Origin of the sequence: Planktothrix pseudagardhii, assembly GCF_904830925.1 — a bacterium.
GTDB lineage: Bacteria > Cyanobacteriota > Cyanobacteriia > Cyanobacteriales > Microcoleaceae > Planktothrix > Planktothrix tepida.
Window position 1 is genome coordinate 1 of sequence record NZ_LR882967.1, and the last position, 15,848, is coordinate 15,848.

General features: G+C 38.8%; 9 protein-coding genes and 2 pseudogenes. 4 read left to right on the plus strand and 7 right to left on the minus strand.

The genetic code is table 11. The features are described from left to right. Positions 1-3,287 (minus strand): Calx-beta domain-containing protein (locus NMK36_RS00005; RefSeq protein ID WP_302184637.1); only part of this gene is annotated, 3,287 nt, incomplete at its 3' end. 63 nt (positions 3,288-3,350) lie between these two features. Here NMK36_RS00005 and NMK36_RS00010 point away from each other — a divergent pair. Continuing rightward, on the plus strand, positions 3,351-4,271 hold the full coding sequence (locus NMK36_RS00010; RefSeq protein ID WP_254172698.1) for a transposase: 921 nt from the start codon (positions 3,351-3,353) through the stop codon (positions 4,269-4,271). A 99-nt stretch (positions 4,272-4,370) separates the two neighbouring features. On the opposite strand, the gene NMK36_RS00015 is transcribed toward NMK36_RS00010, so the two are convergent. Beyond that, a complete protein-coding gene (locus NMK36_RS00015) occupies positions 4,371-6,932 on the minus strand; it encodes a beta strand repeat-containing protein (protein WP_254172699.1) in 2,562 nt (853 codons plus the stop codon). Between NMK36_RS00015 and NMK36_RS00020 the strand changes: the two genes are divergently transcribed. Then, positions 6,913-7,155 (plus strand): hypothetical protein, encoded by a 243-nt coding sequence (locus NMK36_RS00020; protein ID WP_254172700.1) that lies wholly within the window; start codon positions 6,913-6,915, stop codon positions 7,153-7,155. The genes NMK36_RS00015 and NMK36_RS00020 overlap by 20 nt on opposite strands. Before the next feature lie 32 nt (positions 7,156-7,187). Continuing rightward, a complete protein-coding gene (locus tag NMK36_RS00025; RefSeq protein ID WP_254172701.1) occupies positions 7,188-8,087 on the plus strand; it encodes an IS982 family transposase in 900 nt (299 codons plus the stop codon). 53 nt (positions 8,088-8,140) lie between these two features. Here NMK36_RS00025 and NMK36_RS00030 read toward each other — a convergent pair whose 3' ends face one another. The 3 genes and pseudogenes from NMK36_RS00030 to NMK36_RS28885 form a co-directional block, all read right to left on the minus strand. Beyond that, positions 8,141-10,675: an FG-GAP-like repeat-containing protein gene (locus NMK36_RS00030; RefSeq protein WP_254172702.1), complete on the minus strand. Its 2,535-nt coding sequence runs from the start codon at positions 10,673-10,675 to the stop codon at positions 8,141-8,143. Positions 10,676-10,914: 239 nt separating this feature from the next. Then, positions 10,915-11,499, minus strand: coding sequence for a calcium-binding protein (locus NMK36_RS00035; protein WP_254172703.1), 585 nt, complete (start codon positions 11,497-11,499; stop codon positions 10,915-10,917). A gap of 39 nt (positions 11,500-11,538) precedes the next feature. Further along, positions 11,539-11,826, minus strand: a pseudogene (locus NMK36_RS28885) (hypothetical protein); the annotation flags it as partial. Between the two features lie 53 nt (positions 11,827-11,879). On the opposite strand from NMK36_RS28885, the gene NMK36_RS00040 reads away from it, so the two are divergent. Next, a complete protein-coding gene (locus NMK36_RS00040) occupies positions 11,880-12,917 on the plus strand; it encodes an IS630 family transposase (RefSeq protein ID WP_072718165.1) in 1,038 nt (345 codons plus the stop codon). On the opposite strand, the gene NMK36_RS00045 is transcribed toward NMK36_RS00040, so the two are convergent. Next, entirely contained in the window at positions 12,837-15,191 is a 2,355-nt protein-coding gene (locus NMK36_RS00045; protein WP_254172704.1) for a beta strand repeat-containing protein, read from the minus strand. The genes NMK36_RS00040 and NMK36_RS00045 overlap by 81 nt on opposite strands. A gap of 48 nt (positions 15,192-15,239) precedes the next feature. Then, positions 15,240-15,830 (minus strand): annotated as a pseudogene (locus tag NMK36_RS28890) (calcium-binding protein); the annotation flags it as partial. Between the last annotated feature and the right edge of the window lie 18 nt (positions 15,831-15,848).

Sequence of the window (15,848 nt, forward strand, 5' to 3'; positions counted from 1 at the left end):
GGATTATCATTTTCAGTAATATTAACGGTGAGAAATTGACTATTAACACCATTAATAATAATCGGAACTGCGTTTTGATAATTGTTATCGGAACTATTAACTGTATGAACTAGGGTACTCGTATGAATTTTATCTTCTATGTCTTCATCATTCACCGCACTGACCGTCACCTTTTGGGGTAAATTCCAGTTTTGTGAAGTGAAAGTGAGTTTGATTGGGTTATCTTCTCCGTTACCTAAGTTGGTTTGGCTATCGGGGGTAATGGTAACGGTGACATTAGCCGTCGGTTCACTATTGAGAACGAGGGTATAGGTATCTGTAAGTCCGTCTTCGCTGACATCGGTACTCTTATCGGTTTGGGTAATTTGGACAGAGGCGGAGTCATTATCCTTAACAATGGTGGAGACTTCAGTAGGTGCTACCTTAGCATACTCTGGATCGGTCGTGGTGATGCGATGACGAATTGTGGTAATCAACTCAGATTCCGTAATCTCATCATCAACGGCGGCGACTTCAATGGTTTGGGGAATTGTCCAATTATTACTATCAAAAGTAATGGATGAAATCGGTTGGAGTTGGTCTTGGGTTTCAATATTAATCGTAACTGGTGCGATAGGTTCTGCGGTTAAACTAATTTGGTAGGTACTGTTATTTCCTTCTTCTGTTACGACGAGTGTTTTGGGACTTATTTTTATCGCAGGAAGTGAATCATTATCGGTGATTTTAACGTTAATATTACTAATATTTAACCCATTATAGTTGAGATCTGAACTGGTTGCTGTGTGTGTAACTGTAGCGATACGATTTCCCTTAAATTCTTGATCATCAATGGCTTCTACTGTAATCGTTTGGGGTTGATTCCAATTTTCAGGATTAAAGGTGATTTCTGATAAAGGTTGAAGTTGCTCTCCTGAGTTAAATTTTAGGGTGACAGTTGAGGTGGGTTGTGTTGTTAATACAATATTATAGGTTTGGTTTTTCTCACCTTCTATAAGGTCTAAATTATTGGGATTAATTGAGACTCCAGCCGTATCATTATCAGTGATTTCAACTGTAATTGGATTGGTTTCTAACTCGTTATAGCTAGTATCGGAACTGGTAACGGTAGAAGTAATGGTTGCTTGATGCAGATTTTCAATTAAGTTATCATCGCTGGCTTGGACGGTAACGATTTGGGGTTGATTCCAGTTATTAGAATTAAAAGTAATTTCTGATAAAGGTTGCAGTTGCTCTCCTGAGTTAAATTTTAGGGTAACAGGTGAGGTGGGTTGTGTTGTTAATACTACTTGAAAAGTTCCTGGTACACCGCCTTCTGTAGCGGTAATCACTAAGGGAGAAATAGAAATTCCGGCGGAATCATTATCGGTAATATTAACATTGACATCGGGAACGGATACATTAGAATATTGTTCATCTGTCGTTTCAATACTATGACGAATTAAACTGAGGTGATTCCCTTCTAGTAAGTTATCATCTGTTGCGGTTATGGTAATGGTTTGGGGGATATTCCAGTTAGTTTTATTAAACGTTATAGGTTCGAGTGGATTAATTTGATTATCGGTATTAAATTTTAGGGTAACAGGTTCTGTGGGAATACTATTGAGAACAAGGGTATAATTTCCGGTGACTCCGCCTTCAGTTGCTGAAATTTGGGTAGGGTTAATAAGAATCGTGGGTTGCGCTTGTTGGTCGTTATCAATAATTTCTAAAGTGGCGGTGGTTTGGCTTCCAAGAAGGGTTCCCTCACTAGGGTTATTTAAAGTTAAGGTTAGGTTTTCTGAGTCTTCAATGAGGTTATCATCGGTAATCGGAATTAGAATTGTTTTTGAGGATTCATTCGCCACAAAATTAACGGAAATGGGTGTAGCAATAAAGTCTTCTCCAGCGACAGCAGTTCCCGTGTTAAGTTGTACTTCTAGGGAGGATGCTTGAGAGAGGTTTCCGGTACGATTTAAGGTAATTTGATTATTAATAATTGTGCTATCTTCATTCACTTGATAATTCCCTTGAGAAAACTCAATTGTTTCCGGAGAATTATCATCATTTTGCAGCGTTAAGGTTGTGGTGGGTTGGGTTCCGGTTATACCGCCAGCACTAAAACTAGAGAGTTGCAAATTAATGGTTTCATCGGGTTCGGGGGTGGTATCGCCTAAGATTTCGACGGGTAAAAATGCTTGGGTTTGACCCGCAGCAAAGTTAACGGTTAAACTTTCAATTAAATAATCATTTTCTGGGGTAGCAGTTCCCCCTGTAATGCTGAGGGTAACGGTTTCTGCTTGATTAATATTCCCGCTACGGTTAATTTTAATTACTTCAGAAATAGTAGAACTATTCCCTTCCGGGACAGTATAACTAGCTGCACTAAAATTATAGGTTAAGGGGGTATCATTATCGAGATTTGTAACAGTAATATCATCGGGATTGAGATTATTATAATTAATATCATTACTCTGGATAGCTGCGGTAATAATCTGATAAATAATATCCCCATCAACTCCTAAGTCATCTATCCCGGTTAGGGTAACAGTTTGAGGAAGATTCCAGTTACTCGAATTAAAGGTTAATAAAGAAGTTGATAGGGTTCCTTCCTTGGGGTTACTACTATTTAAATTTAGAATCACATCCGCAGTAGGTTGAGAATTCAACACCACATCAAAGGTAGCTATCCCTCCTGCTTCTGTTGTAGTTAAACCACTAATCGGATTAATATTAATCCCAATACTATCGTTATCTTGGTTAATGAAATTGAGGGTGTCGGGGGGTAAATTAATATATTGGCGATCGCTACTGGGGTCAATACTGCTAATAATAGAATAGTTAATATCTCCATCTTGAATATTATCATCAACTCCGGTAACTGTAACAACTTGAGGGGTACTCCAATTTTGGGAATTAAAGGTCACGCTAGGGGTTGATAAACTGGCTTCTTGGGGGTTACTGTTGCTGAGAGTAATCAGAACGTCTGATGTGGGTTGGGAATTTAAGACGATGCTGAAATTTCCGGTGTCTCCGGCTTCTGATGTTAGGGTATCTGATGTGGTAAGGTTAATCCCAATACTATCGTTATCTTGGTTAATGAAATCTAAGGTATCGGGAGGTAAAGTTGTATATTTGCTATCACTACTGGGGTCAACACTGCTAATAATAGAATAGCCAATATCTCCATCTCGAATATTATCATCGACTCCGGTGATGGTAACGAGTTGAGGACTACTCCAATTTTGGGCGGTAAAGGTCACGCTAGGGGTTGATAAACTGGCTTCGTTGGGGTTACTACTATTAGACATCTCCAAAATAGAAAAAAGGAGGGGTAAAAAGATGATAAAATTAAATTTTACCCCGGATTAGAGATGAGTAAATTAAGAGACTATCTGGACAAGAATCCCCAGCAAGCAAAAAGGCTATTAGGGATGGAATATGAACAGATGATAGAACTCATTCAAGCTGCGGAGTTATTAGAAGAAGAAAAACGACAGGAAAAAGAAAAAACTAAAATCAGGTTGATTAAAGCAGGTGGGGGTCGTCGGCAGAAATTATCTGTGGAGGAACAAATCTTACTGACTCTAATTTATCTGCATCAAATGCCCACATTTCAAATGTTAGGGTTACAGTTTGAAGTCAGTGAATCAACAGCGAATGATATTTTCCATAACTGGATAAAAATCTTGAGAGAATTACTACCAGCGAGTTTGCTAGAGCAAGTAAAAAAAAACGAGAGTGATTGGGAGTGGGTAGAAAAAATTCTGGTGGAATTTGAGTTAGTAGTAGATAGCTATGAACAGCCCAGGGAAAGACCAACAGACAATGAAGAGCAGAAAAAATATTACTCAGGAAAGAAAAAGACACATACCTTTAAAAATCAAGTCATTGTCATGCCAAATGGAAAAGAAATAGTGGATGTAGCTGTGGGTTATACCGGAGCAACAAGTGATCTGAAATTGTGGAGAGAAAGAAGCCAGGAATTGGGGAATAATCAAAAATACAGAGGGGATAAAGCTTATGTAGGAGAAACAGCAATTAATACACCACATAAGAAACCGAGGAATCAAGAGATATCGGCTGAAAAGCAAGAAGAAAATCGATTAAAAGCTAAACAAAGGATTGTAGTCGAACATTTAATAAGACTGATAAAAATTTATCGAGTTGCTTCAGAAAGATTTCGGTTAAAGAGGCAAAATTATGAAGCAATAATCTTGACAGTATGTGGATTAATAAGATGGCGAATAGGAGCGATTGTATTACCATCTAAGAATTGCCCAGAATTCTTTTGAGAAATGATTGCATATCAGAGATAAAATTCATTAGTTATTATTAATGTGACTGAAAAAGCCTATGAATCCGTTACTTTTGGAGAAGCCGGCACAGGAGTGCTAGAGATTCCAAAAGTAGCGATAGAGGGCATTTGGAGATTTTCGGAGATGTCTATTGAGAGTAATCAGAACGTCTGATGTGGGTTGGGAGGTTAAAACTAAATTGAAATTTCCGGTGTCTCCGGCTTCTGATGTTAAGGTATCAGAGGTGGTAAGGTTAATCCCAATACTATCGTTATCTTGGTTAATGAAATCTAAGGTATCGGGAGGTAAAGTTGTATATTTGCTATCACTACTGGGGTCAACACTGCTAATAATAGAATAGCCAATATCTCCATCTTGAATATTATCATCGACTCCGGTAACTGTAACAACTTGAGGGGTACTCCAATTTTGGGAATTAAAGGTCACGCTGGGGGTTAATAAACTTCCTTCTTGGGGGTTACTGTTGCTGAGAGTAATCAGAACGTCTGATGTGGGTTGGGAATTTAAGACGATGCTGAAATTTCCGGTGTCTCCGGCTTCTGATGTTAGGGTATCTGATGTGGTGAGATTAATCCCAATACTATCGTTATCTTGGTTAATGAAATCTAAGGTATCGGGAGGTAAAGTTGTATATTTGCTATCACTACTGGGGTCAACACTGCTAATAATAGAATAGCCAATATCTCCATCTTGAATATTATCATCGACTCCGGTAACTGTAACAACTTGAGGGGTACTCCAATTTTGGGAATTAAAGGTCACGCTGGGGGTTAATAAACTTCCTTCTTGGGGGTTACTGTTGCTGAGAGTAATCAGAACGTCTGATGTGGGTTGGGAATTTAAGACGATGCTGAAATTTCCGGTGTCTCCGGCTTCTGATGTTAAGGTATCAGAGGTGGTAAGGTTAATCCCAATACTATCGTTATCTTGGTTAATGAAATCTAAGGTATCGGGAGGTAAAGTTGTATATTTGCTATCACTACTGGGGTCAATACTGCTAATAATAGAATAGCTAATATCTCCATCTCGAATATTATCATCGACTCCGGTGATGGTAACGAGTTGAGGACTACTCCAATTTTGGGCGGTAAAGGTCACGCTAGGGGTTGATAAACTGGCTTCGTTGGGGTTACTACTATTGAGAGTAATCAGAACGTCTGATGTGGGTTGGGAGGTTAAGGCGATGCTGAAATTTCCGGTGTCTCCGGCTTCTGATGTTAGGGTGTCTGTGGTTGTCAGGTTAATCCCAATACTATCGTTATCTGTAATATTAGCTGTAACCGTATTTCCTGCTATTCCATCAACAGTAAAGGGAGTATTCGGAGCATTATAGTTGGGATCAGAACTAGAAAGAGAATGGGTGATAATACTACTATGATTTCCTTCAGCAATATTATCATTAGTGGCTGTTATATTAACAGTTTGAGGGGTTAATGCAGTAGTATCAGCAGCAAAGCTTAAGTTAAGAGGAACTCCTGCGCCTAAACCTAAATCAACTTCGGGATTTGAAGGAGTCGCAGTAATGGTAACAGGCGCAGTGGGAACAGAATTTAAGACAATATTATAAGTATCGGATAATCCACCTTCTGCAATATCCGTACTACTTCCCGTTTGAGTAATACTAACACCAGTTGTATCATCATCGGTTAAAGAAAGGGTTGCATTAGTTAGGGTTCCTAATACGCCATCTCCACTGAATCCAGTAATTTGTAAATCAATATTTTCATCTGATTCATCAATTAAATCTCCTAAAATTTCAAGGGAAACAAACGCATTAGTTTGACTGGGAATAAAACTCACTAAAAACGGCCCAGCTTTATAATCACTTCCTGCGGTTGCTGTTCCTGAAATCGCAGTGACTGTCACATCTTCTGCTACCGTAGTATCACCAGTTCTAACAATTTCTACAAGGTTAGGAGTCGTCGTAGTATTTCCTTCCGGTGTGGTGTAACTGGCTGCACTAAACTGATAGGAGGTATCATCATTTGTTAAGGTTAATGTCGTAGTTCCTTGGGTTCCAACTACTCCTGAACCACTAAATCCGGTTATCTGTAAATCCAGGGTTTCATCGGGTTCAACTCCCAAATCCCCTAAAATTTCAATGGGAACAAACGCACTGGGTTCATTGGCTACAAAACTAACTGTAAATAGTGCTGTTGTATAATCATTCCCTGCGGTTGCTGTTCCTGAAATCGCAGTAACTGTCACATCTTCTGCTACCGTAGTATCACCCGTTCTAACAATTTCTACAACATTAGGAGTCGCTGTAATATTTCCTTCTGGTGTGGTGTAAGTAATATTCCCAAAATCATAGGTTGGTGGAGGTACAATTAATGTGGCTTCTGGTGCAAAACTAGAACGTCCAAAGGCGGTATCAACCGCTTGTACACTCCAATAATAGGTTCCGTAGGGTAAATTTAATGTCCAGTTTGTATTATGATTAACATTCCCAATTTGAGGTAAAGAAGATTGAGGAGAAACAATTTCAGACCCTCCGGGTGTTGTTCCCACTCGTAAATTATAAGTTAAACCTGCTGTAGGAGTTTGATTATCAGTTGCGGGGTTCCAATTTAAGTTGAGGGTCTGGGAAGTGACAATTGTATTTAACGTGAGTTCGATGGAGTGCGATCGCGACAAAACAGACGACTATTGGACAGGCGATCGCGATAAAACAGACGACTATTGGACAGGCGATCGCGATAAAACAGACGACTATTGGACAGGCGATCGCGATAAAACAGACGACTATTGGACAGGCGATCGCGATAAAGCAGACGGCTATTTGGCAGGCGATCGCGATAAAACAGACGGCTATTTGGCAGATGATCTAATCAGTAAGCGTGGGAAAATAGAGATGTAACCAGCAAATATTAGACAATTAGGGAGGCTTTTATGGATCACAGAGCATCACACTTAGACATGACAGAAGTTTTTTGTGACGTGGATGACTTTTGTCAAGTATTTGAACCCTTATTGGCACAAATGTTGTTACCAGAAGTGGTGGGTCAAAGCCGACCCAAAACCCGCTTGACTTTAAGTGAAATAATGACAATATTGATCGGATTTCATGGTTCACGTTACCGAACATTTAAAGACTTTTACCGATTACAAGTAATGGCATATTGGTCGAAAGCTATGCCTAACTTAGTCAGTTATAATCGTTTTGTTGAGTTAATGTCTTATGCTTTATTAGCACTATGTTGTTACTTTGAGTATTGTTGTAAAGGCGAGGTAACTGGAACAAGTTTTATCGATTCAACCGCCTTAAAAGTCTGTCATAAAAATCGAGCAAATAGCCATAAAGTCTTTGCTGGACTAGCGGAATGGGGGAAAAGTTCAATGGGCTTTTATTTTGGATTTAAGTTACATTTAATCATCAACGACTATGGGGAAATTTTAAATTTTCAAGTCACACCTGCCAATGTTGATGACCGAAAAGTAGTCCCAGAATTAACAGAAGGAATTGTGGGGAAAATTTTTGGAGACAAGGGATATATTTCGGAAAAATTATTTAGGCAATTACATGAAAAAGGTTTACAACTGATAACTAGGCTGAAGAAAAACATGAAAAATAAATTAATGTTGTGGTCAGATAAAATGAAATTAAGAAAAAGAGGTATAATAGAATCAGTGAACGATCAACTGAAAAACTTATGCCAAATTGAACATACAAGACATCGAAGTGTAGCTAATTTTATGGTGAATTTAGTAGCCGGAATGATAGCTTATACTTATCAACCAGAAAAGCCATCATTGTATGACATTGAACAACCCGTTTATCATTTTGAATAAATTTAAATTTCCCGCGCCTTAAATAAACATTAAAACTGACAAGCAAATTTCGATCAAGCCTTAGCACTTACAGCTTGGGGCTTCGCTGTGAGCGTCAGCCGGACGGTGTAGCGATCGAACTCCGTCGAACTCACGTTATTTAAGTTTGTGGGAGAGGTGGGAATAGTATTCGTCAGAAGAGAATTATTTTTGTAAATCTCAGATAATCCACTCCCTGTTAATAAAAGATTGAGTGTGTTATCATTATTATAATCTCCCCAAGTCGCTGAACCTTCAAGGATTGTGGGTAATTGTGTACTAATATCAACAAAAGTATTAGCACCTTCATTGCGATAAACAATAGCACTATTAGAACCTGTTACAACCAGATCCAGATCCCCATCATTATCATAATCTCCCCAAGCAATAGAACTATCGGTAACACCGACTAAAGCAGCGACTGGAGAGAAAACTCCCCCAGTATTATTATAGATTTGTGTGACTTGATTGGAAAGACTATCAATTCCCGTCAAACCCAGATCTAAGTCACCATCATTATCATAATCTCCCCAAGCTGCATCACTATGATTAACACCTGTTAAGACTGCATTAATATCAGTAAAGCTTCCACCATCATTGCGATAAATCTTTGTCAAAGTATCGGTTAAACTTTGGCCTGTGATTACAACATCTAAATCCTGATCATTATCATAATCTCCCCAAGCAACGGAACCATATTCTAAGCCAATAATGGTTGTTCCACTATCAACAAAGGTATCAGCACCTTCATTGCGATAAATTTTAGTGGTGGGAATATTGTTACTATAATCACTTCCATTAATTAAAAGATCGAGATCCCCATCATTATCGTAATCTCCCCAAGCTAAATCACTCGCGTAAAAATTAAGGAATCCAGCCCCAATATTGTTAAAAATTCCTCCATCATTTCGATAGATTTGGGCAGTCCCAACTGAGAATTCATTATATCCTGTGAACGCAATATCAAGGTCGCCATCATTGTCATAATCTCCCCAAGCAAGCGCACCACTGGAGGCTTCAGGAAGGGTTGTTGCTATGCTAAAAGTACCTGCATTATTCTGATAGAGATTAGTTGGAGAATTAACCCCTGAAATTAACACATCTAAATCACCATCATTGTCATAATCTCCCCAAACTCCATCACTACCCGTAACCCCTGTTAGTCCAGCATTTATAGGTTCAAAAGGAATAATACCCAACTTAGAAATAAAACCATCGTCAGCCCCCGCACTGGTCAGGTTGGCTGTGCCTGCATTGGGATCAAAATCTACTGTTCCACTAAAATAGCCTGTGGTATAAATATTATAGGATTCATCAAGAGTTATCCCTGTCGCGACATCTTGACCTACACCACCAAAACTTTGAGCCCAAATATAGTTGCCATTGTTATCTAACTTGGATATAAAGGTATCGTCAAGACCATTGGTCGGTAAATTAGCTGTGCCAGCACCAGGGTCAAAATCTGCTGTTCCCTGAATACTTCCAGTCGTATAAACATTTCCTGTACTATCGAGGCTGATACCAAAGCCAGTATCACTGTTGAGTCCTCCTAAATTTTTTGCCCAAACATAGTTGCCATTACTATCTAACTTGGAGACGAAGATATCGTCAGCACCATTACTGGTCAGGTTGTTAACGAGGGCTACATCTGGGTCAAAGTCTACTGTCCCATTAAAACCTCCGGTGGTGTAGACGTTCCCGGCACTATCTACGCTGATGTCACTACCAGTATCAGAAGCACTTCCCCCGAAATTTTTCGCCCAGATATAGTTACCATTGCTATCTAACTTGGATACGAAAATATCCTCAAGACCATTATTGTTAAGGTTGGCTACACCTGCACCTGGGTCAAAGTCTGCTGTCCCATTAAAATATCCAGTGGTGTAAACGTTCCCGGTACTGTCTACACTGATACCGAAAGCCCAGTCAATTCCACTTCCCCCGAAATTTTTCGCCCATAGAAAATTGCCATTACTATCTAACTTAGATATGAAGATATCAGTATTATTAGACGTGAGGTTAAATGTGCCCGCACCGGGGTCAAAGTCTACTGTCCCATCAAAATATCCAGTGGTATAGATATTTCCAGCACTATCTACGCTAATGTCATAGGCAATGCTAGTCAGTCCAGGGGTGATTTGGGGAAAATTCTTCGCCCAAAGGAAGTTACCATTACTATCTAACTTGGATAGGAAGACCTCAAGTCCATTGCTGGTGAGGTTGGCTGTACCTGCACCAGGGTCGAAATCTGCCGTCCCTTGAAAACCGCCTGTGGTATAGACATTCCCTGCACTATCTACGCTGATGCCATAGGCATTGTCGTTATTAGTCCCCCCTAAATTCTTTGCCCAAAGTAGGTTTCCCTGGCTATTGAGCTTGGAAATAAAGATGTCATCTAACCCATTAGTGCTGAGGTTGAATGTGCCTATTCCGGGGTCAAAGTCTGCCGTCCCATCAAAAAATCCAGTGGTGTAGACGTTTCCGGCACTGTCTACGCTGATATCACGGCTAATATCCGAGTTAATTCCCCCTAAATTCTTCGCCCAAATATAACTATTATTCTCAGCCATTTGTCCTGACTCCCCGTTTGTGATCGCAATTTATCAGTAATATTAGAAAATTGATATTGCTTGTGATCCGTGCTGGAAAAGATAACAATTTAGGATTATGCTCATTCAATTTGATTGATCACAGGTTTTATAATTATACCCAAAAAACATTTTTATCCAACAGGGATAATCACCTATTTAACAAAAGTTCAACAAGGTACAATTACGTTCCAATAGTAACAAAAGCACCCTAAAGGAATTTAGTCCTGAATGAAAAATTGATTTGCCGTTAAAGCAGGTTTATTAGTTAATGTTAGGAATTGACCTCCAGTACCCCAACCTGACGCTGTGCCATTTTGATTGTAAAATAATCCTCCGGTTGTCGTGTTATAAACAAGATCAGCAGCACTGGTCGCTGCTACAGTATCGCTAGTAACTGTGGCAAATTCACTACTAACAGAAAATCCGGTTCCTGCATTAGAAATAATTGTGTTAAAGGTGTTTTTATCTAAAACAATTTGATCAGTTTGGGAGATATTAAAATCCGTAATTGTATCAATACCCACCCCAGAACTTGAAAAAGCAATATTAGTATCATAAACAAATTGATCAGCACCCGTACCTCCTGTCAGAGTATCATTTCCACCCCCACCATTAAGAGTATCATTTCCCTCCTGACCCTGAAGGGTATTACTAATCGCATTTCCTGTAATTGTATTTCCTAAAGTATTTCCTGTTCCATTTGTAGCTGTTTCAACTAAAATTAGGGTTTCGACTTGTGCGGGTAAAGTATAATTGACTAAAGATTGAACGATATCCGTGCCTTCACCTGCTAATTCTGTCACAATATCCCCTGCGTTATCGATAATATAAGTATCGTTTCCGGCTTTCCCTTGCAGTTGGTCGGCTCCGCTACTTCCTTTGAGAATATTATTAGCACTATTGCCGATAATCGTATTGGGTAAAGTATTTCCTGTGCCATTAATTGTTGCTGTTCCAGTTAAGGTGAGATTTTCTACATTGGCAGGTAAAATATAAGTAGCAGAAGATTGAACAATATCCGTTCCTTCATTTGCTAATTCTGTTACAGTATCCCCAGTATTATTAATAATGTATGTATCATTTCCTGCCTGGCCATTGAGAATGTTATTAACACTATAGCACTTCCAAATGAGTTATAATAAATGTAAGGTTAGCAATAATCCCCCAAAGCTGGCAACGGAAAATGAATATAATCGACGAAATAGACGATTTTATCAATCAGACAAAAGATCCTAGAGAAATTAAAAGAGCGATCGCTGTCAAACTCAAATTACAAGGTAAAGCCTACCGGGAAATTCAAGACTTATTACAAGTTTCTCAAGGATTTATTAGCCAATGGAAAAATCGGGTGCTTGTGGAAGGAGTAGACAGTTTAAAACTTCAATATAAAGGAAGGAAAGGTTATCTAAGCCCTGAAGACAAACAGAAAATTATTGAAGAATTAAGGGAAAGAGATTGGTTAAGATTGTCTGATTTACAAGTTTTGTTAGAAAGGGAGTATGGAGTCGTGTTTCAATCCCATCAAAGTTATTATAGCTTGCTGGAAGAGGCTCGCATCAGTTGGAAAAAAAGCCAAAAAAAGAATCCGGCTAAAAATGAGCAGTTAGTCCAAGAGAAAAAGGAAGAAATTGAAAAAAAGTTAGCGAGTTGGAAAGAGGAAATAGGGGCGGGAAAGCTGACAGTGTTTATGATTGATGAATGTCATCTTCTTTGGGGAGATATTTTAGGGTATGTTTGGGGAAGGACGGATCGAAGAATAGAAATTCCCATCAAAAATCAAAAAGAAAGGCAAACTTATTATGGAGCTTTAGATTACCAAACGAAAGAATTTATTATCAAAGGTTATGCGGCGGGCAATACAGAAAATACCGTAGACTTTCTCCAGTATTTACAACAGCAAAATCCGGGGAAAAGGTTGGCTATAGTCTGGGACAATGCCACTTATCATTGTTCTCAAAACTTTCGAGATTACTTAACTCAAGTTAATCAAAATTTATCGGAAGAAGAATGGCGGATTACTTGTGTAAATTTTGCTCCTAATGCGCCGGAGCAAAATCCGGTTGAAGATATTTGGTTACAAACCAAAAATTTCGTGAGAAAATTCTATCATTTATGCCCATCTTTTAAAGTAGTTAAGTGGCTATTTGAGTTTTTTGCTCAGGGGCAAATTTTTGATTTTCCCAAGCTTTTTATGTACGGGATTTTGCCACAACCTATTTAGGATTGCTATATTACCTGTAATAATATTATCTAAATTATTTCCTGTGCCATTAATGGCTGCTGTCCCTGTTAAGGTGAGATTCTCCACATTAGCAGGTAAAGTATAGGTAATGGAAGATTGAACTAAGTCGATTCCTTCACCCGCTAATTCTGTTACAATATCTCCAATATTATCAACAATGTATGTATCATTTCCTGCCTTTCCTTGGAGTGGGTCGGCTCCGCTACTGCCATTGAGAATATTATTAGCGGTATTTCCGATAATACTATTCACTAAACTATTCCCTGTACCGTTAATGGCTGCTGTTCCTGTTAAGGTGAGGTTTTCTACGTTATCGGGTAAAGTATAAGTAATTGCAGATTGAACTAAATCCGTTCCTTCACCTGCTAATTCTGTTACAATATCCCCAGGATTATCGACAATGTATGTATCATTTCCTGCATTCCCATCGAGAATATTATTAACACTATTTCCTGTAATAATATTAGCTAAATTATTGCCTGTACCGTTAATCGCAGCACTTCCTGTTAAGGTTAAGTTTTCTACATTTGTCGGTAAAGTATAGCTAACAGAAGATTGAACTAAGTCGTCTCCTTCACCTGCTAATTCTGTCACAGTATCCCCAGTATTATCGACAATATATGTATCGTTTCCGGCTTTCCCTTCCAGTAGGTCGGCTCCACTACTGCCATTGAGAATATTATTAATACTATTGCCTATAATGTTATTCACTAAACTATTCCCTGTACCGTTCGCAGCACTTCCTGTTAAGGTGAGGTTTTCCACGTTGTCAGGTAAGGTATAAGTCACAGAAGATTGAACTAAATCTGTTCCTTCACCTGCTAATTCTGTTACAATATCCCCAGTATTATCGACAATGTATGTATCGTTTCCTGCTTTCCCTTGAAATGAGTCGGCTCCGGTATTTCCATTGAGAATATTATTAGCGGTATTTCCGATAATACTATTCGCTAAACTATTCCCTGTTCCATTAATTGCAGCACTTCCTGTTAAGGTGAGGTTTTCTACATTGGCGGGTAAAGTATAGGTAATCGAAGATTGAACTAAATCTGTTCCTTCTCCTGTTAATTCTGTTACAATATCTCCAATATTATCGACAATGTATGTATCGTTTCCTGCTTTCCCTTGCAGTGGGTCGGCTCCGGTATTTCCATTGAGAATATTATTAGCGGTATTTCCGATAATACTATTCGCTAAACTATTTCCTGTTCCGTTAATGGCTGCTGTGCCTGTTAAGGTGAGGTTTTCTACGTTGGCGGGTAAAGTATAGGTAACAGAAGATTGAACAATATCAGTGCCTTCTGAAGCTAATTCTGTGACAGTATCCCCAATATTATCGACAATATAAGTATCATTTCCTGCCTTTCCTTGCAGTGGGTCGGCTCCGGTATTTCCATTGAGAATATTATTAGCAGTATTTCCGATAATAATATTATTTAAACTATTCCCTGTACCGTTAAGGGCTGCTGTTCCTGTTAAGGTGAGGTTTTCTACTTCCGCAGGTAAGGTATAAGTCACAGAAGATTGAACTAAATCTGTTCCTTCTGAAGCTAATTCTGTAACAGTATCCCCAGGGTTATCGACAATATAAGTATCGTTTCCGGCTTTCCCATCGAGAATATTATTAGCAATATTTCCGGTAATAATATTATTTAAACCATTTCCTATGCCATTAATGGTTGCTGTTCCTGTTAAGGTGAGATTCTCTACGTTGGTGGGTAAAGTATAAGTCACAGAAGATTTAACTAAATCCGTTCCTTCGGAAGCTGATTCTGTGACAATATCCCCAATATTATCGACAATATAAGTATCGTTTCCAGCCTTTCCTTGGAGGGGATCTGCGCCGCTACTTCCATCGAGAATATTATTGGCACTATTTCCGATAATACTATTATTTAAACTATTTCCTATTCCATTAAGCGCTGCTGTTCCTGTTAAGGTGAGGTTTTCTACTTCCGTAGGTAAAGTATAGGTAACAGAAGATTGAACTAAATCTGTTCCTTCTCCCGTTGATTCTGTGACAATATCTCCAATATTATCGACAATGTATATATCGTTTCCTGCTTTCCCTTGCAGTGCGTCGGCTCCGGTATTTCCATTGAGAATATTATTAGCACTATTTCCGATAATACTATTATTTAAACTATTACCTGTACCATTCAGGGCTGCTGTTCCTGTTAAGGTGAGGTTTTCTACGTTATCGGGTAAGGTATAGGTAACAGAAGATTTTACTAAATCCGTGCCTTCTGCCACTAATTCTGTTACAATATCCCCAGGATTATCGACAATGTATGTGTCATTTCCTGTATCCCCATAAAGGAGATTATTAGCAGTATTTCCGGTAATAATATTATTTAAACTATTACCTGTACCATTCAGGGCTGCTGTTCCTGTTAAGGTGAGGTTTTCTACATGATCGGGTAAGGTATAGGTAATTGAAGATTGTACTAAATCTGTTCCTTCTCCTGCTAATTCTGTTACAATATCATCAGGATTATCGATAATGTATGTATCGTTTCCTGTCTTGCCTTGGAGTGGGTCGGCTCCGCTACCGCCATCGAGAATATTATTACCGCTATTTCCGATAATACTATTGGCTAAACTATTTCCTATCCCATTAATGGCTGCTGTTCCTGTTAAGGTAAGGTTTTCTACGTTATCAGGTAAGGTATAGGTAATCGAAGATTGTACTAAGTCGTTTCCTTCTCCCGCTAATTCTGTGACAATATCTCCAGTATTATCGACATTATAAGTATCGTCTCCCGTCTGACCTTGGAGTAGGTCGGCTCCGCTACTGCCATCGAGAATATTATTAGCAGGATTTCCGATAATACTATTGGCTAAACTATTTCCTGTACCATTAAGGAATGAAAAACCAATAAGGTGACTAATTGAGAAATAGTTTACAGT